28 protein-coding genes are annotated in these 25554 nt (G+C 34.7%); 25 read left to right on the top strand and 3 right to left on the bottom strand.

Translation table 11 applies throughout. From position 1 onward, the window contains the following. Positions 1-3 precede the first annotated feature (3 nt). Positions 4-801 (bottom strand): DUF2797 domain-containing protein, encoded by a 798-nt coding sequence (locus N0B16_RS09235; protein ID WP_262990783.1) that lies wholly within the window; start codon positions 799-801, stop codon positions 4-6. A gap of 93 nt (positions 802-894) precedes the next feature. On the opposite strand from N0B16_RS09235, the gene N0B16_RS09230 reads away from it, so the two are divergent. The 7 genes from N0B16_RS09230 (at position 895) to msrA (ending at position 10884) form a co-directional block, all read left to right on the top strand. Further along, positions 895-1917: a GDP-mannose 4,6-dehydratase gene (locus N0B16_RS09230; protein ID WP_262990555.1), complete on the top strand. Its 1023-nt coding sequence runs from the start codon at positions 895-897 to the stop codon at positions 1915-1917. Between the two features lie 142 nt (positions 1918-2059). Continuing rightward, positions 2060-2281: a DUF2795 domain-containing protein gene (locus N0B16_RS09225; RefSeq protein ID WP_027382805.1), complete on the top strand. Its 222-nt coding sequence runs from the start codon at positions 2060-2062 to the stop codon at positions 2279-2281. A 117-nt stretch (positions 2282-2398) separates the two neighbouring features. Next, entirely contained in the window at positions 2399-5470 is a 3072-nt protein-coding gene (secA, locus tag N0B16_RS09220; RefSeq protein WP_262990550.1) for a preprotein translocase subunit SecA, read from the top strand. 161 nt (positions 5471-5631) lie between these two features. After that, a complete protein-coding gene (locus N0B16_RS09215) occupies positions 5632-7815 on the top strand; it encodes a TonB-dependent siderophore receptor (protein WP_262990548.1) in 2184 nt (727 codons plus the stop codon). 58 nt (positions 7816-7873) lie between these two features. Then, the gene (locus tag N0B16_RS09210; protein ID WP_262990546.1) at positions 7874-9082 is read left to right on the top strand and encodes a PepSY-associated TM helix domain-containing protein; all 1209 of its coding nucleotides are present in this window, start codon (positions 7874-7876) and stop codon (positions 9080-9082) included. A gap of 81 nt (positions 9083-9163) precedes the next feature. After that, positions 9164-10135, top strand: a complete 972-nt coding sequence (locus tag N0B16_RS09205; RefSeq protein WP_262990545.1) for an ROK family protein — start codon at positions 9164-9166, stop codon at positions 10133-10135. 191 nt (positions 10136-10326) lie between these two features. Continuing rightward, the gene (gene msrA / locus N0B16_RS09200; RefSeq protein ID WP_262990544.1) at positions 10327-10884 is read left to right on the top strand and encodes a peptide-methionine (S)-S-oxide reductase MsrA; all 558 of its coding nucleotides are present in this window, start codon (positions 10327-10329) and stop codon (positions 10882-10884) included. 30 nt (positions 10885-10914) lie between these two features. Here the strand turns inward: msrA and N0B16_RS09195 are convergent, their stop codons facing one another. Both N0B16_RS09195 and N0B16_RS09190 read right to left on the bottom strand, forming a co-directional pair. After that, on the bottom strand, positions 10915-11715 hold the full coding sequence (locus tag N0B16_RS09195; protein WP_262990543.1) for a hypothetical protein: 801 nt from the start codon (positions 11713-11715) through the stop codon (positions 10915-10917). A 33-nt stretch (positions 11716-11748) separates the two neighbouring features. Then, on the bottom strand, positions 11749-11982 hold the full coding sequence (locus N0B16_RS09190; RefSeq protein ID WP_262990542.1) for a hypothetical protein: 234 nt from the start codon (positions 11980-11982) through the stop codon (positions 11749-11751). Between the two features lie 101 nt (positions 11983-12083). Between N0B16_RS09190 and N0B16_RS09185 the strand changes: the two genes are divergently transcribed. From N0B16_RS09185 to N0B16_RS09100, 18 genes are all read left to right on the top strand, one after another. Beyond that, positions 12084-12299 (top strand): hypothetical protein, encoded by a 216-nt coding sequence (locus N0B16_RS09185; protein WP_262990541.1) that lies wholly within the window; start codon positions 12084-12086, stop codon positions 12297-12299. A 59-nt stretch (positions 12300-12358) separates the two neighbouring features. Further along, on the top strand, positions 12359-14011 hold the full coding sequence (locus tag N0B16_RS09180) for a tetratricopeptide repeat-containing sensor histidine kinase (protein WP_262990540.1): 1653 nt from the start codon (positions 12359-12361) through the stop codon (positions 14009-14011). A 4-nt stretch (positions 14012-14015) separates the two neighbouring features. Continuing rightward, positions 14016-14681, top strand: a complete 666-nt coding sequence (locus tag N0B16_RS09175; protein ID WP_262990539.1) for a response regulator — start codon at positions 14016-14018, stop codon at positions 14679-14681. A 125-nt stretch (positions 14682-14806) separates the two neighbouring features. After that, on the top strand, positions 14807-15034 hold the full coding sequence (locus N0B16_RS09170; RefSeq protein ID WP_262990537.1) for a hypothetical protein: 228 nt from the start codon (positions 14807-14809) through the stop codon (positions 15032-15034). A gap of 5 nt (positions 15035-15039) precedes the next feature. Beyond that, positions 15040-15372: a YegP family protein gene (locus tag N0B16_RS09165; RefSeq protein ID WP_262990536.1), complete on the top strand. Its 333-nt coding sequence runs from the start codon at positions 15040-15042 to the stop codon at positions 15370-15372. A gap of 11 nt (positions 15373-15383) precedes the next feature. Continuing rightward, on the top strand, positions 15384-16451 hold the full coding sequence (locus N0B16_RS09160) for a type I restriction endonuclease (protein ID WP_262990535.1): 1068 nt from the start codon (positions 15384-15386) through the stop codon (positions 16449-16451). Between the two features lie 10 nt (positions 16452-16461). Next, complete coding sequence (locus tag N0B16_RS09155; RefSeq protein ID WP_262990533.1) at positions 16462-16983, top strand: hypothetical protein; 522 nt, start codon at positions 16462-16464, stop codon at positions 16981-16983. Between the two features lie 433 nt (positions 16984-17416). Then, positions 17417-17818, top strand: coding sequence for a hypothetical protein (locus tag N0B16_RS09150; RefSeq protein ID WP_262990532.1), 402 nt, complete (start codon positions 17417-17419; stop codon positions 17816-17818). A gap of 11 nt (positions 17819-17829) precedes the next feature. Next, entirely contained in the window at positions 17830-18456 is a 627-nt protein-coding gene (locus N0B16_RS09145) for a PH domain-containing protein (protein WP_262990531.1), read from the top strand. A gap of 2 nt (positions 18457-18458) precedes the next feature. Then, positions 18459-18674: a TM2 domain-containing protein gene (locus N0B16_RS09140; protein ID WP_262990530.1), complete on the top strand. Its 216-nt coding sequence runs from the start codon at positions 18459-18461 to the stop codon at positions 18672-18674. Positions 18675-18687: 13 nt separating this feature from the next. After that, positions 18688-19101, top strand: coding sequence for a DUF6804 family protein (locus N0B16_RS09135; protein WP_262990529.1), 414 nt, complete (start codon positions 18688-18690; stop codon positions 19099-19101). Next, positions 19091-19498 (top strand): hypothetical protein, encoded by a 408-nt coding sequence (locus N0B16_RS09130; protein WP_262990528.1) that lies wholly within the window; start codon positions 19091-19093, stop codon positions 19496-19498. The genes N0B16_RS09135 and N0B16_RS09130 overlap by 11 nt, the downstream gene beginning before the upstream one ends. Positions 19499-19504: 6 nt before the next feature. Next, positions 19505-20848 (top strand): beta-carotene 15,15'-monooxygenase, encoded by a 1344-nt coding sequence (locus N0B16_RS09125; protein WP_262990527.1) that lies wholly within the window; start codon positions 19505-19507, stop codon positions 20846-20848. Between the two features lie 10 nt (positions 20849-20858). After that, the gene (locus N0B16_RS09120; RefSeq protein ID WP_262990525.1) at positions 20859-21752 is read left to right on the top strand and encodes a hypothetical protein; all 894 of its coding nucleotides are present in this window, start codon (positions 20859-20861) and stop codon (positions 21750-21752) included. A gap of 116 nt (positions 21753-21868) precedes the next feature. Beyond that, on the top strand, positions 21869-22576 hold the full coding sequence (locus N0B16_RS09115) for a response regulator transcription factor (protein WP_262990524.1): 708 nt from the start codon (positions 21869-21871) through the stop codon (positions 22574-22576). A 1-nt stretch (position 22577) separates the two neighbouring features. Next, positions 22578-23987: a sensor histidine kinase gene (locus tag N0B16_RS09110; protein WP_262990523.1), complete on the top strand. Its 1410-nt coding sequence runs from the start codon at positions 22578-22580 to the stop codon at positions 23985-23987. 140 nt (positions 23988-24127) lie between these two features. Next, positions 24128-24625, top strand: a complete 498-nt coding sequence (locus N0B16_RS09105) for a hypothetical protein (RefSeq protein WP_262990522.1) — start codon at positions 24128-24130, stop codon at positions 24623-24625. Between the two features lie 16 nt (positions 24626-24641). Continuing rightward, positions 24642-25496 carry a YoaK family protein gene (locus N0B16_RS09100; RefSeq protein ID WP_262990521.1) on the top strand — a complete coding sequence of 285 codons (855 nt, stop codon included), beginning with the start codon at positions 24642-24644 and terminating at the stop codon, positions 25494-25496. The last annotated feature ends 58 nt before the right edge of the window (positions 25497-25554 follow it).

Genomic DNA, 25554 nt, shown 5'->3' with positions numbered 1-25554 from the left:
TGATTAATTCTTCACATTTAGTTCTATAACATATCCTTCATGGCTTCGGATATTAATAAAATCTCCGCCGTCAAATCCTAAATACTGACCTTTAATTCCTGTTAATTTGCCCGTAAACTCAGGCTTTTTATCCAATGTAAAAGATGTAATTTTTTCAGGTTTATCGAATGGATAATCAAATCTCCACAAATTTTCGCCTTCAGAATAAAACTTCTGAAAATCTTCGGGAAAATATTCTTTAATTTTTTTCTGAAAATCTGCAAGATCAATCTCACCTTCAAGATCATCCTGCAGCATTTTTTTCCAGTTGGTTTTATCCGGAAGATGATCTTTTAGGGCTACCTCTATCATTCCGGCTTCGTACCGGTTTTCAGTACGGGCAATTGGTAAAGCAAACGTGGCGCCCTGATCAATCCATCGTGTAGGGATCTGCGTATTTCTTGTTACGCCTACTTTCACATCGCCGGTGTAAGCCAAATATACCGTGTGAGGCTGCAGCTGAATTTCTTTTTCAATATTTAAATCCCGTTCACCAATTCCCAAATGAGCGGTAGAAAGCTCAGGACGAATAATCGTATCACTCGCAAACGGGCTTTCAAAAAAACAGCTTTTACAAAAACCCATTCTATAAACGGCTTTATCCAGATTACAGTTTACGCACTGAAATCCTGAATGTTTTATGGTTAATTCTTTTCCGAATAATTCATTCATATGGATCAGGTCACCGGAAAGATTGAGATAATATTGTATCGGCTGATCATTGAAACTCGTCATTTTTAAAATTTGCCCTCGAAACTGCATAAGATAAAATAGATTACTTTTAAAAGTAAATGTACTCAAATATATTTTTGAAAACCTTTAAATTTATACTTTTGTGCAATTAAAAAAACATAGATGACATATCTTATCACTGGCGGAAGCGGATTTATTGGTTCACACTTAGTAGAGCGCCTGTTGAAAAACGGACATTCTGTCATAAACATTGACAATTTTGATGATTTTTATGCGTATCCGATAAAAGTAAAAAACACCTTAGAATCTGTCGGGAAAAGTACTGAATTTGAGTATATTAATAAAGACTCAGACCTTCAGAATCTCGCAGCTCAAACAAGGTCAGATGACTACAGCTTATATGTACAGGATATCAGAGATAAAGAGGGCTTGAAAAGTATTTTTTCGATGCATACCATAGATTTTGTAATTCATCTGGCCGCACTTGCAGGAGTACGCCCTTCGATTGAAAGACCATTAGAATATCAGGAAGTCAATATCCGCGGCACAATGAATTTGTGGGAACTTTGTGCAGAATTTGGTGTCAAAAAATGTATCTGCGCCTCATCATCAAGTGTTTATGGCAACAATACAAAAATACCTTTTGCAGAAACCGATCCTGTAGATCATCCTATATCACCTTATGCGGCAACCAAAAGATCCGGAGAAATCTTGGGACATGTATATCACCATCTTTACCATATAGACATGATCCAACTAAGATTTTTCACTGTTTACGGCCCCCGTCAAAGACCTGATCTGGCAATACATAAGTTCACAAAACTCATTTCTGAAAATCAGGAAATCCCTTTCTACGGAGACGGAACTACAGCACGGGATTACACTTATATTGATGATATCATTGACGGAATTCTTAAATCTGCAGACTACTTACAGAGACATTCTCACATTTATGAAATTATTAATCTTGGAGAAAGCGAAGTCATACAGTTAACGGAAATGCTGTCTGCTATTGAACAGGCGCTGAATAAAAAGGCAATTAAAAAATTACTGCCATTACAGCCCGGTGATGTACAGCAAACCAATGCCGATATTTCCAAAGCTAAAAATTTAATAGGCTATAAACCAACCACCAACTTCCAAAATGGCATAAAAAAATTTGTGGAATGGTTTTTGAGAAAATGACAACAATACGTTGTAATACCGCTTTCACGAGAGTTTATATTTAACAACGGACAGGATTTATAAAAAGAATTGAAAATCAAGTCATAAAATACGTTTATAATATAACCTATTTTTATACTTTTGCAAAAAAAATTAAAAAATTATGTACTGGACATTAGAATTAGCTTCATATTTAAGCGACGCACCATGGCCGATGACGAAGGCAGAACTTATCGATTATGCTATCAGAACTGGGGCACCGATGGAAGTTGTTGAAAACCTTCAGGCTATTGAAGACGAGGGAGAAATCTATGATGCCATTGATGAAATCTGGAGTGATTATCCTACAGATGAAGATTATCTTTGGAACGAAGACGAATATTAATAAAAGTAAAGCTTAGGTAAGCCTAAACTTTTGCCATTTTAAATATCAAAATTTGCACGGTCAACGTGTCATTAAAACGCTTGAAGCTTATTGCTTTAAGCATAAAGCAATAAATTTATGAGTTTTTTAAACAAAGTTCTTAAAGGGTTTTTGGGAGACAAGAAAGCGCAGGACCTAAAAGAAGTAAAAAAAGTTGTAACAAAAATCAAAGCTGTTGAGCCAAACATTCAGCAATTATCTGATGACGGTTTAAGAGAAAAGACGGCCGAGTTTAAAAATAAAATAAAAGCTGCAACCGCCACCATTACTTCCCAGGTACAAGAGATTCAGGAGCAAATCAAAAGCTCAACCAATGTTGACGAAAAAGAAGCACTTTTCTCTAAAATAGAAACTTTGAAAAAAGATTCTTACGAAATTGAAGAAAAAGTATTGGCCGAAGTACTTCCCGAAGCATTTGCCTTAATTAAAGAAACAGCCAGAAGATGGGCAGAAAACGGAGAAATCCGTGTGACAGCCACTGAAATGGATAAAGAACTTGCCGCAACCAGAGATTTCGTAGAAATCCAGGGAGAACAGGCAGTCTGGAAAAACTCATGGAATGCAGCCGGAACTCCCGTAGTCTGGGATATGGTGCATTACGACACTCAGTTTATTGGTGGGGTTATTCTTCACAGCGGTAAAATTGCCGAGATGGCAACCGGTGAAGGTAAAACCTTGGTGGGAACACTTCCAATTTACTTAAACGCGCTTCCTGAAAGAGGAGTTCACGTGGTAACGGTAAATGATTACCTTGCCAAAAGAGACTCGGCTTGGATGGGGCCATTGTATCAATTCCACGGTCTTTCAATTGACTGTATTGATAATCATCAACCCAATTCAGACGGAAGAAGAAAAGCATACAATTCAGATATTACATACGGAACCAATAATGAATTTGGTTTTGATTATCTGAGAGATAACATGGTAACTTCGCCTGCAGAACTGGTGCAGAGAGAATTAAACTTTGCCATTGTAGATGAGGTTGATTCTGTATTGGTGGATGATGCAAGAACACCGTTAATTATTTCCGGGCCGGTTCCGCAAGGAGACCGACAGGAATTTGATGTTCTTAAACCTTCCATCGACAGAATTGTTGAAGTTCAGAAAAAAACAGTTTCCGTGATTTTTAATGAAGCTAAAAAATTAATCGCTGCAGGAAACACAAAAGAAGGAGGATTCAAATTGCTTCAGGCGTACAGAGGCCTTCCTAAAAACAGACAGCTCATCAAATTCTTATCGGAAAGCGGAAACCGAGCATTGCTTCAGAAAGTTGAAGCTCAGTATATGCAGGATAACAACCGTGATATGCCGATTGTAGATAAAGATCTTTACTTCGTCATCGAAGAAAAAAACAATCAAGTAGATCTTACAGATAAAGGGGTTGAATACATGTCTCAGGGGAATTCAGACAACAACTTCTTTGTTCTTCCGGATATTGGGACAGAAATTGCAGAAGTAGAGGCAAAAAATTTATCCAAAGAAGAAGAATTTGAAGCGAAAGAAAAACTCTTCTCAGAATTTGCCGAAAAATCTGAACGAGTTCATACCATGAGCCAGCTTTTGAAAGCCTATACATTATTTGAAAAAGATGATGAGTATGTCGTAATCGACGGTGAGGTAAAAATCGTTGATGAACAGACAGGCCGTATTATGGAAGGAAGACGTTATTCTGACGGTCTTCACCAGGCGATCGAGGCGAAAGAAAATGTAAAAATCGAAGCTGCAACACAAACTTTTGCGACTGTAACATTACAGAACTATTTCCGTATGTACAATAAACTTGCGGGAATGACGGGTACTGCAGAAACGGAAGCTGGGGAACTTTGGCAGATTTATAAATTGGATGTAGTGGTAATCCCTACCAACCGTCCTATTCAAAGAAATGACAAACAGGATCTGGTGTATAAAACCAACCGCGAAAAATACAATGCTGTAATTGAAGAAATCGAAAATCTTACTGCAGCGGGAAGACCTGTCTTGGTAGGAACTACTTCTGTAGAAATTTCACAATTACTTTCAAAAGCGCTTCAATTAAGAAAAATTCAGCATCAGGTTTTGAATGCGAAACTTCACAAGAAGGAAGCGGAAATTGTTGCCGGAGCAGGACAGCCTGGAGTAGTAACGATTGCTACCAACATGGCCGGTCGTGGAACCGATATTAAATTAACCAAAGAAGTAAAAGAAGCCGGAGGTTTGGCGATCATCGGAACGGAAAGACACGATTCGAGACGTGTTGACAGACAGCTTCGCGGTAGAGCCGGAAGACAGGGAGACCCGGGAAGCTCTCAGTTCTATGTTTCTCTGGAAGACAACTTGATGCGTTTGTTCGGTTCTGAAAGAATTGCGAAAATGATGGACAGAATGGGTCACAAAGAAGGTGAAGTTATTCAACATTCTATGATCAGCAAATCCATCGAAAGAGCACAGAAAAAAGTCGAAGAAAATAACTTCGGGGTAAGAAAAAGACTTTTGGAGTATGATGACGTGATGAATAAACAACGTGATGTTATTTACAAAAGAAGAAAGAACGCTTTATTCGGAGATCACCTGAAATATGACATCACGAATATGATCTTTGATGTTTCCAATTCTATTGTTGCAAAAGGAAAAGCAAACGGAAGCTATAAAGATTTTGAATTTGAGATCATCAAGAATTTTACCATGGCGTCCCCAGTTTCTGAAAGTGATTTTAACAATAAAAACGTACAGGATTTAACGAATATTTTATTCAATGCTGCACAGGAAGATTATCAGATGAAGCTGAACCTGCTGAAAGAAAAATCATTTCCTATTATTGAGAATGTATTCCAAAATCAGGGTTCGATGTTTAAGATGATCCAGGTTCCTTTTACAGATGGCCACAAAACATTGACGATCGTAACAGATCTTAAAGAAGCTCATGATACCAAATGTGAAAGCCTGATTAATGATTTTGAGAAAAACATCACCTTATCTATCATTGATGAAAACTGGAAACTTCACCTTCGTGAGATGGATGATCTTAGAAAATCTTCTCAGGGAGCCGTTTATGAACAAAAAGATCCGCTTGTGATCTACAAACAAGAATCTTTCCATTTGTTTAGTGAAATGGTTGATAAAATGAATAAAGAAATCATATCTTTCTTATACAAAGGTGAGATTCCTGCATAAGGATTAATAATTCTTTAAACTATATATAAAGCCGCTTCAGTTGAAGCGGCTTTTTTATTATCCGGGGAATAGCATTTTTGATTTGAATATGATAAAAATCAATACTATATTTTATTTAGAATAATTAAAAAGAATATATTTGCAAAAAAATAATCTTACTCATGAATAAAGTATGTATTGGTGCAGCACTATTAGGAAGCATATTGACATTTGCACAGGAAAAAGATTCTGCACAGACAAAAAATATAGAAGAAGTAATTATCAATACCATCTCAAAAAAAGATAGCGATTATTCTAATAAAATGCCTTTAAAGGCAATTGAAGATCCTCAGGTTTTATCTTCTGTCAGCAGGGTTGTTCTCGAGAATCAGGCGATTTTTACGGTGGATGATGCTTACAGAAATGTAACCGGACTGCAAAAAATGTGGAATGCTACAAGCAGAGCAGGTGATGGAGGAGCATTTGTCGTACTCAGAGGTTTTGTTTCCAGCAGTTCTATGAGAAACGGTTTGGTATCTCCCGTTACCACAACAATCGATGCGGTAAATATAGAAAAGCTGGAAGTATTGAAAGGCCCTTCAGGAACGCTTTATGGCAGTAATGTTGCTTCGTATGGAGGCCTTATCAACAGAGTAACCAAAAAACCTTACGAAACGTTTGGAGGAAATGTTTCTCTGATGGCCGGAAGTTACAATACATACCGAGCTCAAGCCGATTTGAATGCCCCGCTTACAAAAGATAATAAGCTTTTATTGAGAGTCAATACAGCTTATACCAATGAAGGGAGTTTCCAGAAAACAGATGCTAAAAATTCATTCTTCGCATTTACCCCGACTTTAACTTATAATGCTTCTGATAGATTGCAGTTTAATGTAGAGTACGAAATGTTCAATACAAGAGCGCTTGGAGAGCAATTATTCTTTTACCTTTCACCCGCTTTAGGAGTGGATAATATGAGAGATCTTGAAGCAAAAGGGTTAAATTACAAAGAATCTTACCTCGGTGATGATCTCTATACCACAGCGAGAGTCAATAATATTTTTGGACAGATTAATTACAAGATCAACGATCATATTAAATCATCGACCAACATCAACAACTCACAAAGTTATTCAGATGGATTCGGGCCTTATTTTTCAGTAGGTTTAAATCCTGACAGCTCTTTGTCGGTATCAAGATACGATCAGGGAACAAGAGACAGCAGAAAATCATGGTTTCAGATCCAGCAGAATTTTAATTTTGATTATACTTTCGGAAACGGGATGAGAAACAGAACGGTAGCCGGGTTTGACTATCTTAAAACAAAAGACAGATCACGCTTCATTTATCTGGTTGTCCCGACTACTGGATCATTCAACAACCCTGTTTCTGCAAACGGAGGAAATTACACCGATTTTAACGGAACCACAATCGGCAATCTTTACGAAAACCCTTCTAACATTGGAAATTATGATATTAATGCAGACCTTAACACCTACAGCGGTTATGTTTCTAACGTGTTTACTCCGGTTACAGGCCTAAATATCGTCTTAGGAATCCGTTATGAAAATAATGATTTTCAGGGAGGTGATATCTTTAATGATCCTACTGCGCCTTATACCCAATCTGCATGGTCACCTAAAGCAGGTTTGGTGTATGAAATCATAAAAGATAAATTTTCTGTTTTTGGAAATTATCAGAACAGTTTTAAAAGTAATGGCTATTATACCTTTAACGAGGCAGGCGAAACCAGATTATCAAACCCTGAAAGAGCCAATCAATTTGAAGGTGGTTTTAAAACCAATATCATAAATGGAAAAATCAATGCAACGGTAAGTTATTATGACATTAAAGCAAATAATTACCTTACCAATACAGGGAAATTTGTGAATAACAGAGCGGTGCAAACCGAAACAGGAGAAATACACAGTAAAGGTGCAGAACTTGAAGTAAACGCCTATCTTGTAAAAGGGTTTTCACTAATCGGGGGAATTGCCTATAATGATTCAAAAGATGTATCAACAGGCTTAAGACCTGCAACATCCGGATCATATTGGCTAGGAAACTTTAATGCAAGCTATCAATTTGTAGACGGTAGTCTTAAAGGACTTGGGTTTGGGATAGGAGGAAACTTTGCCAGCGACAATAAAATACTGAATAATCTTGAAAATGATAGGGTAACCGTCACTACTTTTACCCTTCCAAAATATTTCGTCATGAATGCCAATGCATTTTATGATGCAAAAAAATTCAGAATCGGGGTTAAAGTAGATAACTTTACCAACGAGCATTACTGGATCGGATATTCCACCGCCAATCCTCAAAAGCTGATCAATGCGTTGGGCACGGTTACTTATAAGTTTTAAGTTTAATGAGCTATAGATCTGCTATTCCTGGAAAAGTTCGGGAATAGTTTTTGTTTATATGAGAAAAAAACATCACCATAAAAAGAAACCGGGCATTTTTAAAAAATGGACGGGGAAACTGCACCTTTGGCTGGGCTTGTCGATCGGGTTTATCATATTTATCGTTTCGGTGACCGGAGCATTATACGTCTTTAAAGATGAAATCGAAAACATGACCCGTAAAGAGGTGATGTACCATCATGAAAAAAACATTGAAAAGAAACAGGTTCTTCCTATCAGAGTTTTAGAAAAATCAGTCAATGCACAGGTACAAGAAAAATTTCCGATTCATTGGGTGAATGTTCCCATTGATAAAAAAATATCTTATCAGTTTTACTGGTATGAGCACAATACAGACGCATGGAACTATTTTGATGAATTTCCTGTGTACAAAGTTGCTTATGTAAACCAATACACCGGAAAAGTTTTAAGACTATATGATGAAAAGAATGGGTTTTTTCAGATCGTGAAAATGATTCATTGGAGCTTTTTACTAAAGCAGGACTGGGGAAAATATGTCGTAGGAATCCCCGTAATTATATTTATTTTCATGTTGATTTCAGGAATCATTTTGTGGTGGCCTAAAAACAGGGCAGCAAGAAAACAGCGCTTCTCATTCAGATGGAAAAATATTAAAAGCTGGAAAAGAAAAAATTACGATCTACACAATATTTTAGGGTTTTATGCCTCGGTTTTTGCGCTTGTTTTTTCAGTAACAGGCTTATTCTACGCATTTTTTATTGTTCAGTCTATGATCTATGTAGTTTTTTCAGGCAGCACCACTCCACCTCCTGATTTTTCTTATATCACAACAAGGGCACCGATAGAAGCAAGAAATGAAAGCACTTTGGATAAAGTCATCACCACCGTTCAGACAAAATATCCGGATTCTTATGGCTTTTCGGTAGATCTGGGACACCCGCATATGGATGATCACGAGCACCCCAACTTTTCTGTATTTGTGAAGCATCTGTCTTATTCGTATCATAAAAATAGCAGCCTTATTTTTGATGAAAATTCCGGCGAGCTGCTCCACACCTACAATCATGAAGACAAAAATCTGGGTGAAAAAGCTGTAGCCGCCAATTACGATATTCATGTCGGTGCAATTTTAGGCCTGCCTACCAAAATTATTGCGTTTATCGTAAGCTTAATGTGTGCTTCCCTTCCGGTAAGCGGTTTTCTGATCTGGTGGGGAAGAAGAAAGAAAACAAAGAAAACAGCATAATATTTTAATATTGTCTCATTAATTATTTATTAATACAATCTTTTTTATAAATTTATTCCCTTGAATTATACAAAAAAGAAAATGTCATTAGTAGATTTGTCAAAACAGGTTGCATTGGGTATCGATATCGGTGGAACAAATACTAAATTCGGAGTTGTAAATCACAGAGGCGAAGTTCTCGAAAAAGGCAGCATTCGCACAGATGCCTATCCCACTGTTGAAGAATTTATTGATGCGCTGTATGAAGCGGTTTATCCTTTAATTGAAAGTCAGGGGGCAGAAAAAAACTTCGATGGCATTGGAGTAGGCGCTCCGAATGCAAATTATTATAGCGGAACCATAGAGCAGGCTCCCAACTTACCTTGGAAAGGCGTCATTCCTTTTGGCGAAATGATGAAGGCAAAATTTAATATGCCCTGTACCTTAACCAATGATGCAAATGCAGCAGCATATGGCGAAATGCTTTTCGGAGCCGCCCGCGGAATGAAAGATTTTATCATGATTACTTTGGGCACAGGTGTCGGAAGCGGAATTGTCGCCAGCGGAAAATTAATTTACGGACATGATGGTTTTGCCGGAGAACTGGGACATACTATCGTAAAACCCGGTGGAAGAAAACACTGGAGTACCGGATCAGAAGGGAGTCTGGAAGCCTATGCATCTGCAACAGGAATTGCCATTACCGCAAAGAAAATGAGAGCCGAATTTCCGGAATCGATGCTCAGTCAATATCCTGAAGAAGCAATTAATTCTAAAACGGTGCATGAGTGTGCACTGAAGGGTGATCCTATTTCTATTGAAGTTTTCCGGTATACCGGACAAAAATTAGGTGAGGCTTTAGCCAATTTTGTCATGTTTTCTTCCCCGGAAGCTATTCTTTTATTCGGTGGGGTAATCAAAGCGGGAGATTTTATCCTGAAGCCAACGAAACTTCATATGGAAAGAAATCTTCTTCCGATTTTCAGGAATAAAGTGAAACTGGTTTTCAGTGAATTGGATGAAGCCGATGCAGCCATTTTAGGAGCAAGTGCTTTGGTCTGGGAAAATAAGTAACCCCTAAAAATAATATAGAGCATCCATTTTGGATGCTTTTTTTGTTATAAAATCATTCAATTATTTGTGAAATCTATGAAGATAATTTGTGTTTAAACCTTTGTTTGCTTCAGTTTTGGCCCAATTTTCACTATTTTTGATGACTCTTTCAATACAGTTGTTGAAAGAAAAACTTAAAAATAATCAAATAAATGGATAATAATAATTTAGAACAGATTACGTTCGGAGGCGGATGTTTTTGGTGCGTAGAAAGCTGTTTCAATATGCTGAAAGGAGTACAATCTGCCATTTCAGGATATTCCGGTGGTCATAAAGATCATCCCACCTATGAAGAAGTCTGCACCGGAGAAACCGGTCATGCGGAAGTAGTGCAAATCACTTATGATCCGGCAATCATTTCCTATGAGCAATTGATGGATGTATTCTTTTTCCTTCACGATCCTACACAGCTTAACAGACAGGGAAACGATATTGGAACACAATACCGTTCGGTCATTTATTATAAAGACGACGACGAAAAGACAAAGGCTGAAGAAGCCATCAAAACTTCCCAGGAATCCGGAAGATGGCCTGGAAAGTACGTTACAGAGCTATCCAGATTTGAAAAATTCTGGCCTGCTGAACAGTATCACCAAGGATATTATAATGTGAATCCTAATCAGCCTTACTGCAGCGCAGTGGTAGGACCAAAAATTCAAAAATTCAAAAAACATTTCGGGGAACTGGGAATGTTGAACGATTCAGAATAAAAAAAAGCGGAGAGTAATCTTCGCTTTTTTTTATTCTTCTTCAGGTCCTGCGTAATTGTTTAGGATTCTTTCAGTCACGTCTTTTAATGCCTTTCCGTTTTCCGGATGTATTCCAGGGCTGGTAAAAAATTCTACCTGATTATCACTTTTATCATACCAGACACTTCCCATTGCATTTTCTACTGTTAGAGTATCTGGTCGTGTTATCTTTTTTAAATGTAAAAGAATTTCTTTATTCATTGCTATTACATGAGATCCAGGATTAACATAATTACTATCTGTTCCTTTATATCTGTCATCGTCCCAATACATATAATTTTTTTCAATATCCGGCTTCATTTCAGACATTATTCCAAAAGGATTTTTTATTCCATTGTCAATTTTTTTTCCATTAGAGAAAAGAACTCCTCCTGTTACAAGTAAAAAAACAAAAGCAAATTCTGCTATTCCCAAACCATTTTTCTTTAAAAAATCTGGCATTTGTAAAATCGGTTTGTTTGTAATATTTATAACAATCTTAGAGATCGTTTCGCTTATTGTATATTCTATTGTTTTCCAATCAGAACAATAGTTTTTAAAGCTATCATATTCTAGATACCTACTCAGATCGTCAAGAATAACCGGTTTAATATTATAATCGTTCTCATTTTCCACAATGGTTTTATAATATGTTTCAAAAGACTTATAACTAAGGTTTATTTTAAAATCATCTAGCAAATTTCTTTCTAACGATTTTGAAATTCCACTAAATGTTTTTTCAGTCGTTTCATTTGATGCTTTTTCAAAAACTTCTTCTAAAAGTTTTCGCTTCTGAAGTAAAAATCTTGACATATAAATAAAATTTTATTTCGGAAAATTAAAAATTTATTCCTTTAAAAAAATACGGTTTTCCGTAGAAAACTTTCCAAGAACTTTCCAAGAACTTTCTAACACCTGCCTTCCTTCTTGTCGCATCTTTGCTTCAGAAATCAGTGACAAACAAACAATTACAAAAACAAATTTACAAAACTGATTTCTAAATACCACATAAAACGGAAGCAAATATCCGGGTTGGGAAGCAGATGTTTCACTTCCGTTTTTGATGGTTCCACTTCCCAAAAAATTTAAGAAGCGCTTCGAATTTTTTAAAACGTGTAAAACTATCTGCGATCGGTTTCGCAGGGAAGAACACGAATGCTTTAACATTAAATTTTTTGACAATGATTCAATTATTATTAATGCTATTAGGTTTAGCATTCTCAAACCATAACGGAAATACAACATGCAATAACAACGGCGGAACAGTAACCACTCAAGATGCCGGAACAGGAGGAGGAACGGGTTTCGACCCCGGAACGGGAACTGGTGACGAAGGTGGACCAGTAGGTGGAAATACTGGGCAAATCCCTCCTCCATTTACACCTCCACATCCATAATATTAAAGGGCAGATTATATAATCTGCCTTTTTTCTTACCTTGCAACCAAACTAACTCCATGAAAAACATACTGTTAATTATTTTATTTATAGCATTTTCTTGTAGAAAAGAAAGCAGCATTACTAGTAAACCTCCTACAAATAAATATTTTGATAGAGCCGTTTTATTTAATCAAAACAATAGTTCTGATTCCGCTTTTTATTATTTCAACCTATCTAAAAATGCTTTTTTAAAAAAAAATGATTCTCTTGGTACAGCAAGAGCTTTAGTGAATATGGCTTTTATACAAAAAGAAAAAGCAGACTTTTATGGGTCGATTGAAACATCATTAGAGACCAATAAATTTCTTAAAAACGACCATGGTGTTACCGCTAAAAAAATCTTGACTTCTAGCTATAATAACATTGCTAATTCCTCTAATAGCCTTAGAAATTATGATAGTGCGATAGTGTATTATAAGAAGGCGATCAACATTGCAGATAACAACGAGGCTAAATATATCTGCTATAATAATATTGGTGACGCATTGATAAATCAGGGGAAAATAAAATCAGCTAAAAAATATTTCAAAAAGGCAATTTTAGCCGACAGCTCTGATAATTATTCAAGAGCACTAAATAATTTAGCAAAAGCTAAGTATCTTGATAATAAAAATTATAACCCTTTGCCTGAATTCAACAAAGCATTGGCAATTAGACAAAAAATTAATGACGGAGACGGCTTAAACTCAAGTTATGAAACGCTTTCTAGTTACTATTTTGATAAGGACAAAAAAATGTCATTAGATTATGCAAAAAAAATGTTGAAAGAAGCAACGCAAAATAATAGTCCCGATGATCAAATAACTGCATTGAAAAAAATTATAACATTAGATCCCGAAAACTATCTGCAAAATTTTGAAAACCTTGATTCTATAAATGAAAGTGTACAAACTTCAAGAAATAAGCACAAAAGCCAATTTGCAATGGTAAGATATGATGTAGAACAAAAAAATGCGGAAAATCAAATCCTTGAATCACGCAGTTTTAAACAAATCGTTGGTATTACTTCTTTAATTATTGTTTTAATTTCAGGTTTCTTCTGGAACGAAAAAAGAAAGAATCATATAAGACAGGAAAAAAAAAAAGAAAAAGAACTCGAAGTAAAAAATACTGAACTCAAATATTCCAAAAAAGTACACGATAAGGTAGCAAACAAAGTGTATCATGTAATGTCTGAAGTAGAAAATACTTCTGATATGAACAAAGAAGTTTTGCTTTATAAGTTAGATACTATTTATCAGATTTCAAGGGATATTTCCTACGACGATAATGAACTGGTTCCGGAACACAATTACTCTCATCACCTATCCAAAATGCTGAAATCCTACGCTTCTGAAAATATAAAAGTTCCGATTATAGGTAATCAAGAATCTTTATGGGAAGAAGTTTCAGATAATTCTAAAGTTGAAATTTTCTATATTTTACAAGAACTCATGACCAACATGAAAAAACACAGCAGAGCAGATAAAGTTCTCCTTGATTTTTCAAGGGAAAATGACTTGATCCATATTTCATATTCTGATAATGGTGTAGGAATTGTAACACATTCTCCTAAAAACGGTTTGAAAAATACGGAATCCCGTATAAATTCTATTGGTGGGACAATTAATTTTGACACGGAAACAGAAAACGGTTTGAAAATAGACCTTTCATTTCCAGCAAAAAATTAATAATATGTTTAGAAAAGTACTAATAGCCGAAGATTTTGAAAGTTACAACTCGTCAGTTCAGAAAGCTCTTGAAGAATTAAAAATTGAAACCATAAACACTGTTGAGTATTGCGATGATGCATGGATGAAGATTAAAAAAAGCATCCGCGAGAAAAATCCTTATGATTTGTTGATTACCGATCTTTCTTTTCTCAACGATCACAGAAAGCAGAATATCAACAGCGGCAGAGAACTCATAAATATAATTAAAAGCGAACAACCTACTATAAAAGTTATCGTTTTCTCAATAGAAGACCGAGCTGAAATTATAGATGATCTTTTTAAAACTTACGACATTAATGGTTTTGTATCAAAAGGACGTGAAGATCTTAAAGAATTAAAACGAGCAGCAAAAGCTGTTTATAATAACGAAAAATACATATCGGCCAATGTCAAAAATTCAATAAAAACTAAAAATTCCTATAATTTTACCCGATTTGAGATTATTCTTGTTACACTACTTTCAGAAGGCATGATTCAAAAAAACATTCCTGATTATCTGAAGGAGAACAATATCAAGCCATCCAGCTTAAGCAGTGTGGAAAAGGCGCTCAATAACATGAAAGAATCTTTAGAAATAAGCAGTAATGAGCAGCTGATCGCTCTTTGTAAAGACTGGGGAATTATTTAGAATTCAAAAAATATTTATCCAAACCTTTCAAAAAATTGAAAGGTTTTTTCGTTTTACGGTTTCCCGTAAGGATTGGTTTCTAAAGGGTTATACTTTTGGAGTATTAAACAAATAAAAATTCATTTATGGAAAAGTATGGAAACAACAATGGAGATTCTGGAATATCAGGATTTGAAATTGGAAATAATTTTATTCATGTAGAATTTTCTACAGGTAGTATCTATGAGTATACATATTCAAGTGCTGGAGAAAGTAATATTAAGACTATGATTAATCTAGCAAGATCTGGAAGTGGATTAAATTCTTTTATTAATACGCACGTAAAAAATAAATATTCAAGAAAAATAAGATAATAATCATGGGAAAATTTGTAATCACTCAAAGAGTAAACAAAGAGTATCAGTTTAATCTTAAAGCCAGCAATGGCGAAATCATTTTAATGAGTGAAGGCTACGTTCAGAAATCATCCTGCCAGAAAGGAATCGAATCTGTAAAAATTAATTCGCAGGACGACTCCAGATACGACAGACGAATGACGGTTAATAACAAAGACTATTTTGTCCTGAAAGCAAGAAACGGAGAAATCATCGGTAAAAGTCAGTATTACAGTTCAAAATTTTCTATGGAAACCGGAATTGCATCAGTAAAAGCCAATGCTCCGACCGCAAAAACTGTTGACGAAACTATCTAAAAATCAAAACCATGGATCTTAAAATAAAACTTGAACAGTTACATCAGAAAGTTATCGGATTAAAAGATCAGATCGGAACAGAGGAAGCTACCAAAAATGCTTTTGTAATGCCTTTTATTCAGATTTTAGGATATGATATTTTTAATCCTACAGAAGTAATTCCGGAACATATTTGTGATATTGGAACCAAAAAAGGAGAGAAAATAGATTATGTCATCAAAAAAAATGATGAGCCTATTCTTATTATCGAATGCAAACACTGGAAAGAAAGTGCCGATGCACACAACTCTCAACTTCACCGCTATTATCATGTTTCAAAATCACGATTTGGAGTTCTTACCAACGGAATTGTCTACAACTTTTACACTGATCTTGAGAAGCCAAATATTATGGATGAAAAGCCTTTCTTCACCATTGATATTGAAGATATCAAAGACAGCTCCATAAAAATCCTCGAAAGTTTCACCAAAAATGAATACAATCTGGAAAATATTTTAGATTCTGCAGAAGGTCTAAAATACATTAAAGCCATTCGAAAAGAATTTGAGAAAGAAATCGAAAACCCTTCCGATGAGATGGTAAAACTTTTAGTCAATCGTTTTTTTGAAAAACATTTGACCGCAAACCGGATGATTGCCTTTAAAGAATATACTAAAAAAGCGTTGACGACATCTATCAATGAATCAATCAGTTTCAGGCTTAAATCTGCATTAAGCATCAACGAACAGATCGAAAAACATGAAGAAAAAATAAATCCTGTTCCTATTGGTGAAAATAATGATTCTAAAATTATCACAACGGAAGAAGAATTGGAAGCTTTTCAGATTGTAAAAGCCATTTTGAGAGAAAAGGTTTCTTCAGAAAGGATTGCTCACAGAGATACGTTGTCTTATTTTGGTGTTTTATTGGATGACAATAACAGAAAACCGCTGTGTAGATTTCATTTTAATACTTCAAATAAATATCTGGAAACTTTTCATGACGGTAAAGAATCTGGTGTAAAGGCTTTGCTGAATAATCTTGATGAAATCTACAATTTTAGAAACCAGCTTCATCAGTCTTTAGATAATTATAACTAAACTAACACCCATGAAAACAGTTATATCTATACTCATTATTTTCTTTTGTGTACTGATGGCTGGTTCTTTTTCTATATCAAAAGAAAAAAGCCTGCACAGCGGCGGAAGATGTACCGGATCTTCAAGTTGTTCTGCCTGTTCAAACTGTTCGGGATGCACACATTGCGCAGGCAGTGGCGGAACATGTGGGGTTTGCACCGGGAATTCTTATAGGAATAGACCATCTGTAAATTATTCATCTTCAAAACACAAAAAATCTAAAACCTCGATAAGTTCAAATATTGACCTTTCTAAAAAAAATAAAATTTCAAAAACACAAAAAATCCGAATCGGCGAGATTAATATTAATCGATATAATTCAACTGTTTCGTTAATCAATATTTATGAGAAACCGACTCTTCAGTCTAAAATCATAGAAAAAACCTCGAGGGATACAAAACTAGTTCCAATTTCCAGCCAAAAGTATTGGAAAAAAGTAAAGGTGCAGAAATCCGGAAAAATAGGGTATGTTTATTATAAAGATGTACAATAATGATTAAGAGGTTAAAGATAATCTTGTATTTTATTCCTCTAATATTAGGTGGGCTTATTTATATTATTTTCAGAACAGAGACGCTCATTATGTTTCAATGGTTTAGGTATATAAATATTTCTGATGAAATTAAACTGATCAAGAGCTACAGAACCACTTATTCTTTTCCGAATTGGTTTATTTATAGTCTTCCAGATGGTCTTTGGATATTTTCTTACACAGCTATTTCATTAAAAATTTGGAAACATTTAATTACCAGACAAAATATTTTTTGGGTTTTCAGCATTCCGATTATTGCCATCTCATCAGAATTTCTTCAACTTTTTAAAATCATTCCGGGAACATTTGATTTTTTAGACGCCATATTCTATTCAGTTGGGACAATTTTTCCTTATCACATATCAACAAAGATAATTCTTAACACTAAAAAGACATGAAAAAATTTAAACACATCATTTCAGCAGGGATATTTCTATTTTTTATTTTCATCGCTTTTGGAAGTATGGATGATAAAAAAGATAAAAAATCATCTTATCAAAATTTAAATACCATAGAAACATATGATGTTCATCTGCAAGAAGTAGAGATAAAAACAGACCCTAAAAAGGATGCTGTAATTACTAAGCTAAAAGAAAAAGCTAAAAAAGATTGGCCTAATGATTACTCTACACAAGAATATTGGATCAATGAAGAAATTGAAGCATATGATTATATGGAAACTATAGAAGATAACTCAATAAAAAGACAGGCTCAACGAGATTGGCCGTTAGATTTTAGTACCCAAAAATATTGGTATGAAGAACAGATTGAAGCTCAAAATAGAATAGAACACTAAATCAACACATCATGAATTTAAAACAATTTTTAAATGAAGAGCAAGATCCAAAAGCGGTTGAAAAACTATTGGAAAGAATCAACAGTCTTCTTACTTCACAGGAGTTTGTAGAATATATTGCAGTGCAGAAAAAACCTGCTTTGAATATGTCTCCAGATTGTATCGCACTTACTAATAGAAGAATTATTTTCTGCAGGCCTAAAAACTTTGGATTTTCTATGGATTTTCAGGATTACAGTTGGGTAGATGTTGCCGATTGTCATATCAAAGAAGGAATTCTGGGATCTACTTTTATAGTGAGAACTGTAAGTAATTTTAGTAACATGATGGATTATCTTCCAAAATCACAGGCAAGAAAGCTTTATCAGTTTGCTCAGGAAATAGAAGAGCAGATGAGAGGAGTCCGCAGAGAAAAAGATCTTGAATTAAGAAGGGCTTCCGCGGGAGGCAGAGTTACTGTAAATAATACAACACCCATCATTGCACATCCTCTGCAGACACAACCACCAAAACCTCAGCTTATGGAAGCTGGAGATCCGTTTGCCGTTTTACAGAAACTAAAAGGTTTAGTGGAAAATGGGATCATTTCTCCTGAAGAATTTGAAACTAAAAAGAATGAAATATTATCAAGAGTTTAATCATGAAATCAAAATTTACAACCGCAATGCTTGCTCTTTTTTTTGGAGGATTGGGCATTCACAGATTCTATTTAGGTCGGAATACACTGGGAATCTTTTATCTTTTATTCTGCTGGACGCTTATTCCTTCATTAATAGCATGCATTGATTTCTTCGTATTTATCTTTATGTCTGAAGATAATTTCAACTACAAATATAATCTCAGAACCGGATTTTAAAACTTTCAAAACCATGAGCCCATTTCTCACCTTCTGTGCGCTATGTTGTTTCGCAGGTATTTTCAGGTTGCCTATTGAATATTATACCTTTTTGAGAATTCTTGTTTTTATTGGAGCATCAATTGTTATTTATAACCTTTTGGGCTTCAAACAATATTATTTCAGTATTATTTTTCTCGTCATTCTTATTATTTTCAATCCTTTTATTCCCATTTATTTATATCGTAAAAGTTTATGGATTCCTATCGATACCATTACAGGAATTCTTTTCTTACTCATTGCTTTTACTAAAAAGCCGGAACAAAAAAAAGAACAGGAAATTACCGAAGAATCTTCAATGCATACAACGCAGCCTCAAACATACCCGCGAGATAAAATTATTAATCCTAAAAAACCTAAAGAAGACCAAACCAACTATGGAAAATAATCAAATCACCGAAAATCTTAAAGCTCACTTTCTGAGATTATATCAAATGGCAATCTGTGATGATGATTTTAGCACCTTAGAATTAAAGATGCTTTACCAATGTGCGGAAGAAAAAGGGATTTCATCTAAAAATCTGGATGAAATACTAGTAAGACCTCTTAATTTTAAATCTCTTGTTCCGAAAACCATCGGAGAAAAAGTAGATTATCTGTATGATCTTACAGTAATGATTTGGGCAGATGGTATTGTTTCTCCCAACGAGTACTCGGCAATGCAAAAATGTGTTCTGATGTTTGGTTTTCTGGAAGAAAATGTAACCTCAATTGTTGATTACCTCATTGAGGCCGTAAGAAACGGAAAAAATAAAAGTGAAATTTTATATGAATTAAAAAACTAAAACATCATGGATACCACAAGCATAAAGAACTTATTTAAATTAAAATCTATCCCGGTTGAAACTCCGAAAGAAGAAGAATCTTCAAAAGCAGAAACTAATTCTAATGTAGAATCGTCAGAAGAAAGCAGAAAAAGAACCTATCACGAATCCGGATACAGAGACAGTTCCAGAACCAGCGGAAATCACTCTACCCTATCCATCTGTTTGGATGCAGTGTACTCAAAATTCCAGAATGAGGAAAAAGAAATGGTTGAAAAACAGCAAAAGCTGAAAGAATCATACGTGACCGAACAGAAAAACAAGGAAACAGAAATAAAAGCTTTAACGGTTGCCTTAGAAACAAAAGAAGATCAGTTAAAAAATAAAAATAAAGAAATTGAAAATTATCAAAATCAGATTCAGGTCTTTAAAGCTGAGATCAATGATCTCCCTAGAAACCCCGAAAAATATAATGTGAAAGCTACAAAAGGGGCATCTACAAAATTTTGGATAGGCACTATTCTCCTTGTTCCTATTACTTTGTATCTGTTAACTTTTTATATTTCAACTTCTTACTCTGCGTTTTTTAAAAGTTTTGATGCAAAAGTTACTGTTATACAAAGTGTTTTGGATGCAAGAGCCTGGGAAAGGGCTTGGTCTGAAGGATCAATTGAAGGTGCATTTGTGACTTTTATTCCTTTTGTCTTTTTAGGATTGGGATTTTTAATTCACATGTTTAATGAAACTAAAACATGGGCAAATTATGTGAAACTTGGTTTACTGTTTATTGTTACATTCATTTTCGATGCCATTTTAGCCTATCAGATCGAGTCTAAATTATATGAATTAAACAAAACATTTGATTCTCCCCCATTTGATATTAAAATCGCCTTTACTACCATTCAGTTTTGGGGAATAATCTTCGCAGGATTCATTGTTTATATTATTTGGGGATTGGTTTTTGACTTTGTGATGAAGGAGCATAGAGATAAAGATAAAATAAAAAACGAACAGGAAATACGCCAGAAAAATGTACTTTTTCTTTTAGAAAAAATCAATGTTCTTAAAAAGGAGATTGAAGAAATTCTCGCAAACATTGGAAATACTAAAGAAATTGTAATAAAAACCCGCGGAAGAATTGAAGAGCTACAAAATATTATAGACGGAGTTATAATTCCCACCAAAGATTATAAGCTGTATGCTTCAGAATATGTTCAGGGATGGATCACTTTTATTAGTGAAAAAATAGCGGTCTCAAGAACTGAAAAACAAACAATGATTGATGATTGCATTTCCTCCTACACCACGAATCTTGAAACTGTAGGAGCCAATTCTGATAATCAAAATTTAGTGTATTTATCATCTTTATAATAAATAACCCATGAAAAAAATATTTTACGTATTACTCATTATTTCTCTGGTTTCTTGTTGTAAAGAAACCTCTCCCTATAGTAATAAAAAAGACTCAATTGTTTCTGACCCAAACAACATTAATGTCAGCATTTTAATTGATTTATCAGACAGGATTGATCCTGAAACCAATCCAAATCCCACAATGGAATATTTCCGGAGAGACACAGAATACATCAAAGCGATTGAGAAGGGATTTTTAAATCATATCAAATCTAAAAGAATTATTACCTGTGATGATCAGATGCAAGTTTTCTTCAATCCCGAACCTTCTGATTCGAAAATAAATGATTTTACAAAAGATCTTAAAATCACTTTCGATAAAAATACACGGAAAGATTATTTCAGTTCTGTGGAGAAAAAATATTCCGAATTACCTTTAAATATTTATCAGTCTGCCATTCATGACAAAAATTATGTCGGTTCTGATATTTGGGAGTTTTTCAAAAATAAAATTAATGATTACTGTATAAAAAATGATAAAAGAAATATTCTCTTTATTTTGACAGACGGATATATGTATCACAAAAATACCAGATTTGAAGAAAAAAATGAAAATTCATCCAAAACTTCTTACCTCACGACTAAACTGATAAAGGCCAATAATCTCAACACGTCTAATTTTAAAGACATTATCAAAAAAAACGGTTATGGCTATGTGAAAGCCAATGATAATCTGACCAATCTTGAAGTAATCGTCCTGGGAATCAACCCGGAAAAAGGAAATCCTTTTGAAGAAAGCGTAATCAAAGAATACTGGGAAAACTGGTTTAAAGAAATGAAAATCAAAAATTATCAGATAAAATCTGCTGATTTACCTTCTAATCTGGAACCAATTATTTTAAAAGCAATTTCAGGTAAATAAAACACTCTTCAATAATATCATTCATTTAAAAGACGAAGTTTTCTTCGTCTTTTAATTTTTATATACTAAATATTCATTTCCAATCTTTTCCTTATTTTTGTGAAATTCGTTGCTTTATGAAAAAAATTGTACTGATCGAAGATGAAACCAGCGTTGTTTCTTTCATTAAAAAAGGACTGCAGGAAAAAGGATATGAAGTTTCTGTGGCATTTGACGGTCGTACCGGGGTAAATCTTGTGCTGGAAAATGATTTTGATCTCGTAATTTTAGACATTATGCTTCCGGAAATGAATGGATTGGATGTCTGTAAAGAAATCAGAAGACACAACAAACAGGTACCCATTCTTTTTTTAACAGCACTCGGAACTTCAGAAAATATTGTTCTCGGCCTGGAAAGCGGTGGTGACGATTATCTGGTGAAACCATTCAAATTTATAGAGCTCGTTGCACGTATAAAATCGCTGTTGAGACGCAGCAATCCCATTCTGGCCACTGAAACCCCTGAAAATGAGACAGATCAGGGATATATTTTTCAGTTTTCAGATATAGTGGTAAATGATTATACCAAAAAAGTTACCCGCGCAGGAGAAGAGATTTCGTTAACTTCCACTGAATACAAACTTTTGCTTTATTTTATCAATAATCCCGAAAAAGTGATTTCCAGAGCAGAAATTCTGGATACAGTATGGGGGGTCAACTATGAGCTCGGCACCAATGTGGTGGATGTTTATGTGAATTATTTGAGGAAAAAAATTGACAATCAGGAAGATAATAAACTCATTCACACCGTGATAGGAATGGGCTACGTTTTAAAAAATCCATAAGATGTTTAACAAAGTCGTTACCAATCAAACCAAAACCATGATTCTCTTAATGGTCGTTTTTACAACTGTTATTTTGATTTTTGGCGGATTGGTTTACTTTTCTATCGTTAATTTTTCGCATCAGCGATTTTATGAGCTCCTTAAAATACGTACTGCAACCATCGTTCAGATCGAAAAAAGCAAAAAACAACTTGATCTTCCAGAAAATCATATTCTCAATGGTCTTAATGACGAAGAGCTTCCAATGGAAAAAGATTATGTGTTCGCCGTTCCTGCAGATACCAACTTTACACAAATATCCCGGGAAGTAAAAATTCCGGACACTTTTTTTAAAAATATCGTTAAAAAAGGGGAAGACAACTACAATGACACCGAATTTTATTACATCGGTCAGTCTTTCAGATTTCATGATAAAGAATACATTGCCATTGCTTCAGCCAAAAACCATTATGTGGTATATTATCTTGGCTTTCTTAAAAAAACGCTGATTACGTGCATTATTCTTTCCCTATTTTTCAGTATGATTTTCTCTTTTTATCTGTCAAAAACTTTATTTAAACCTATTCTTAAAATCACAGGAAAAGTAAAACAGATCAGCTCAGAAAATCTTCATTTAAGATTGGAACCTCATCCGGATAATAAAGAACTGAATGAGTTGGTAGATACCTTCAACACGATGCTCACGAGGATTGAAACTTCCTTTGAAACCCAGAATCATCTGATTGGCAATGTTTCCCATGAATTGAGAACCCCTCTTACTTCAATTATGGGTGAGGCAGACGTTGCGCTCTCCATCGGCAGAACAGCAGAAGAGTATAAAGAAACGCTGGAGATCATTCTGGATGAGGCCGAGAAGCTTGATAAAAAAATTAAAGCACTTCTGATGATTGCACAAACCGGTTTCAACGGAAAAATCCAGAAAATAGATCAAATCCGAATGGATCAGCTTTTATGGGACGTCATAGAAACTTCCAGAAAAATTGATTCCCGAAATAATATTTATCTCGACATCAGCATGCTTCCCGACAATCCCAAAAAACTTAAAGTGCAGGGAAACGAACAACTGCTTCATCTTGCTGTCGCCAATATTATCAGCAATGGATGTAAGTATTCTAATTTTCAACAGGTTAAAGTTTCTTTAGGTGCTACAGATACCGATGTCTACATCATTATTAAAGATTTGGGAATCGGCATTCCTGAATCTGAAATGAATAAAATCTATGATCCTTTTTTCCGTGCTTCAAATACCAGAAACTATGAAGGATACGGCATTGGGTTGCCTCTTGCCAGAAATATTGTGAGAATGCATAATGGGGAACTGATCGTAAGTTCACACGAAAATCAGGGAACCACTGTACAGCTGCGTTTCCCTACAATGTATAGCAGACCAAAAGTAAAAGTACCGTCTTAATTCTGAAAAGATTTCTTCGAAATGCAATTCTAATCGTATTTTAATCTCTTTAATTGGATTTTAATTTGATTCCAAACGCCTTCTAATTTCATCAGTATAGTTTTGTACTATCAAAAAGATAACATCCAAAATCTAAAGATATGATCAGAACTATTTTAATTGAGACCGACTTTTCTCTTGAATCTTTAATTCTTCTAAAGAAAATTCTGAAAGAAAAAGACCATACTGAAAAAGACACGCGATACAATATTTTGCTTGTATCAGGATATGACACAGGAGATTCTATCAGAGATCTTTTATTCAATACCAAATCAACGGTTTTAAATAAAATCAGAAACAGAGAATTCTGTAATGCATATGGTATTATCAAAAATAAATATCCTTCTCTGGTTGGTAAAATTGTGTGCGATGTTTTCACCGGAAGCTTTCAAAGAACCTTTGAGAATTATCTGGCCGCTCAGAATGTTGACGAAGCATACTATTCTACTTCTTTAAAAAATAAAAACACCAAAGGAAAATTTGACCTTTCCTCTTTTATTAAAAAAGCCAAACACATTCCTGTGAGAGAAATCATCGTTGAGAACAAAGAATATATGCCTGAAAAAGGAAAACTGGCAGAAATTTTTGTAGAAGTATAAATTTAAAAGCATAAAAATGTTAAGAAATTATAGCAACAGCAGAACGTTGGGAGACAATATCAGATTAGGAACACTGACTGCTTTCACCGCAGGAACGATCAACATCGCTTCCCTTCTCATATTTCTGTCTTTTACCTCCAATGTTACAGGACATTACGCAGTATTTGCCGCAGAGATCAGCAAAGGAAACTGGTCGCAGGTTGCCGTAGTAGGAGCATGGATCTTTCTTTTCTTTTTCGGAAGTTTTGTTGCCAATTTTTTTGTAATCAATTTTAACAAAATCAGCCAATATTTTGCTCATGCAATGCCGCTGTTTTTAGAAATCTTATGCCTTTTGGCAGTAGGAATTTATGGGCAATTCTATTATCAGAAAACTCTGGAAGAAGCAGAATATCTTGTTGCTGTGATGCTTTTTGCAACAGGTCTTCAAAATGGTCTTACCGCGAGCATTTCAAATTTTTCGGTGAAAACGACCCATCTTACCGGTACCACAACGGATCTTGGGATTTTATTTTCAATGTTTATGCAAAAAGAATACAGAAAAAACCCTGAGCTGATCGGAAGAGCCAAACTATTAATGAGCATTATGACTGCTTACATCGCAGGTGCTGTATTTTCAGGATTAACGTATTATTATCTGGAGTTTAGTGTGTTTTATGTAATCAGCTTGTGTCTTATGGTAGTGATAGGATATGATTTTTATACCATTCATATCAGACACTTTAAAACCAAGTACCGATATACAAAAATTTATAACCGCCCCAATCTGATGGCATATCTGTATGATAAAATACACGGAACTGCCGAAATAATGGAAAAAGAAAGCGGAAAACGAAAATCAAAACTGGTTTTAGACGAAAAAATGATGTAATCCTTTCTGTAAAACACAATCTTAATATCGTTAGTTTTTTTTTTAAGTTCCTGAATGA

The sequence above is a fragment of the Chryseobacterium gilvum genome (assembly GCF_025628965.1).
Taxonomy (GTDB): domain Bacteria; phylum Bacteroidota; class Bacteroidia; order Flavobacteriales; family Weeksellaceae; genus Chryseobacterium; species Chryseobacterium gilvum.
This window is presented reverse-complemented; position numbering and strand designations above follow the sequence as displayed.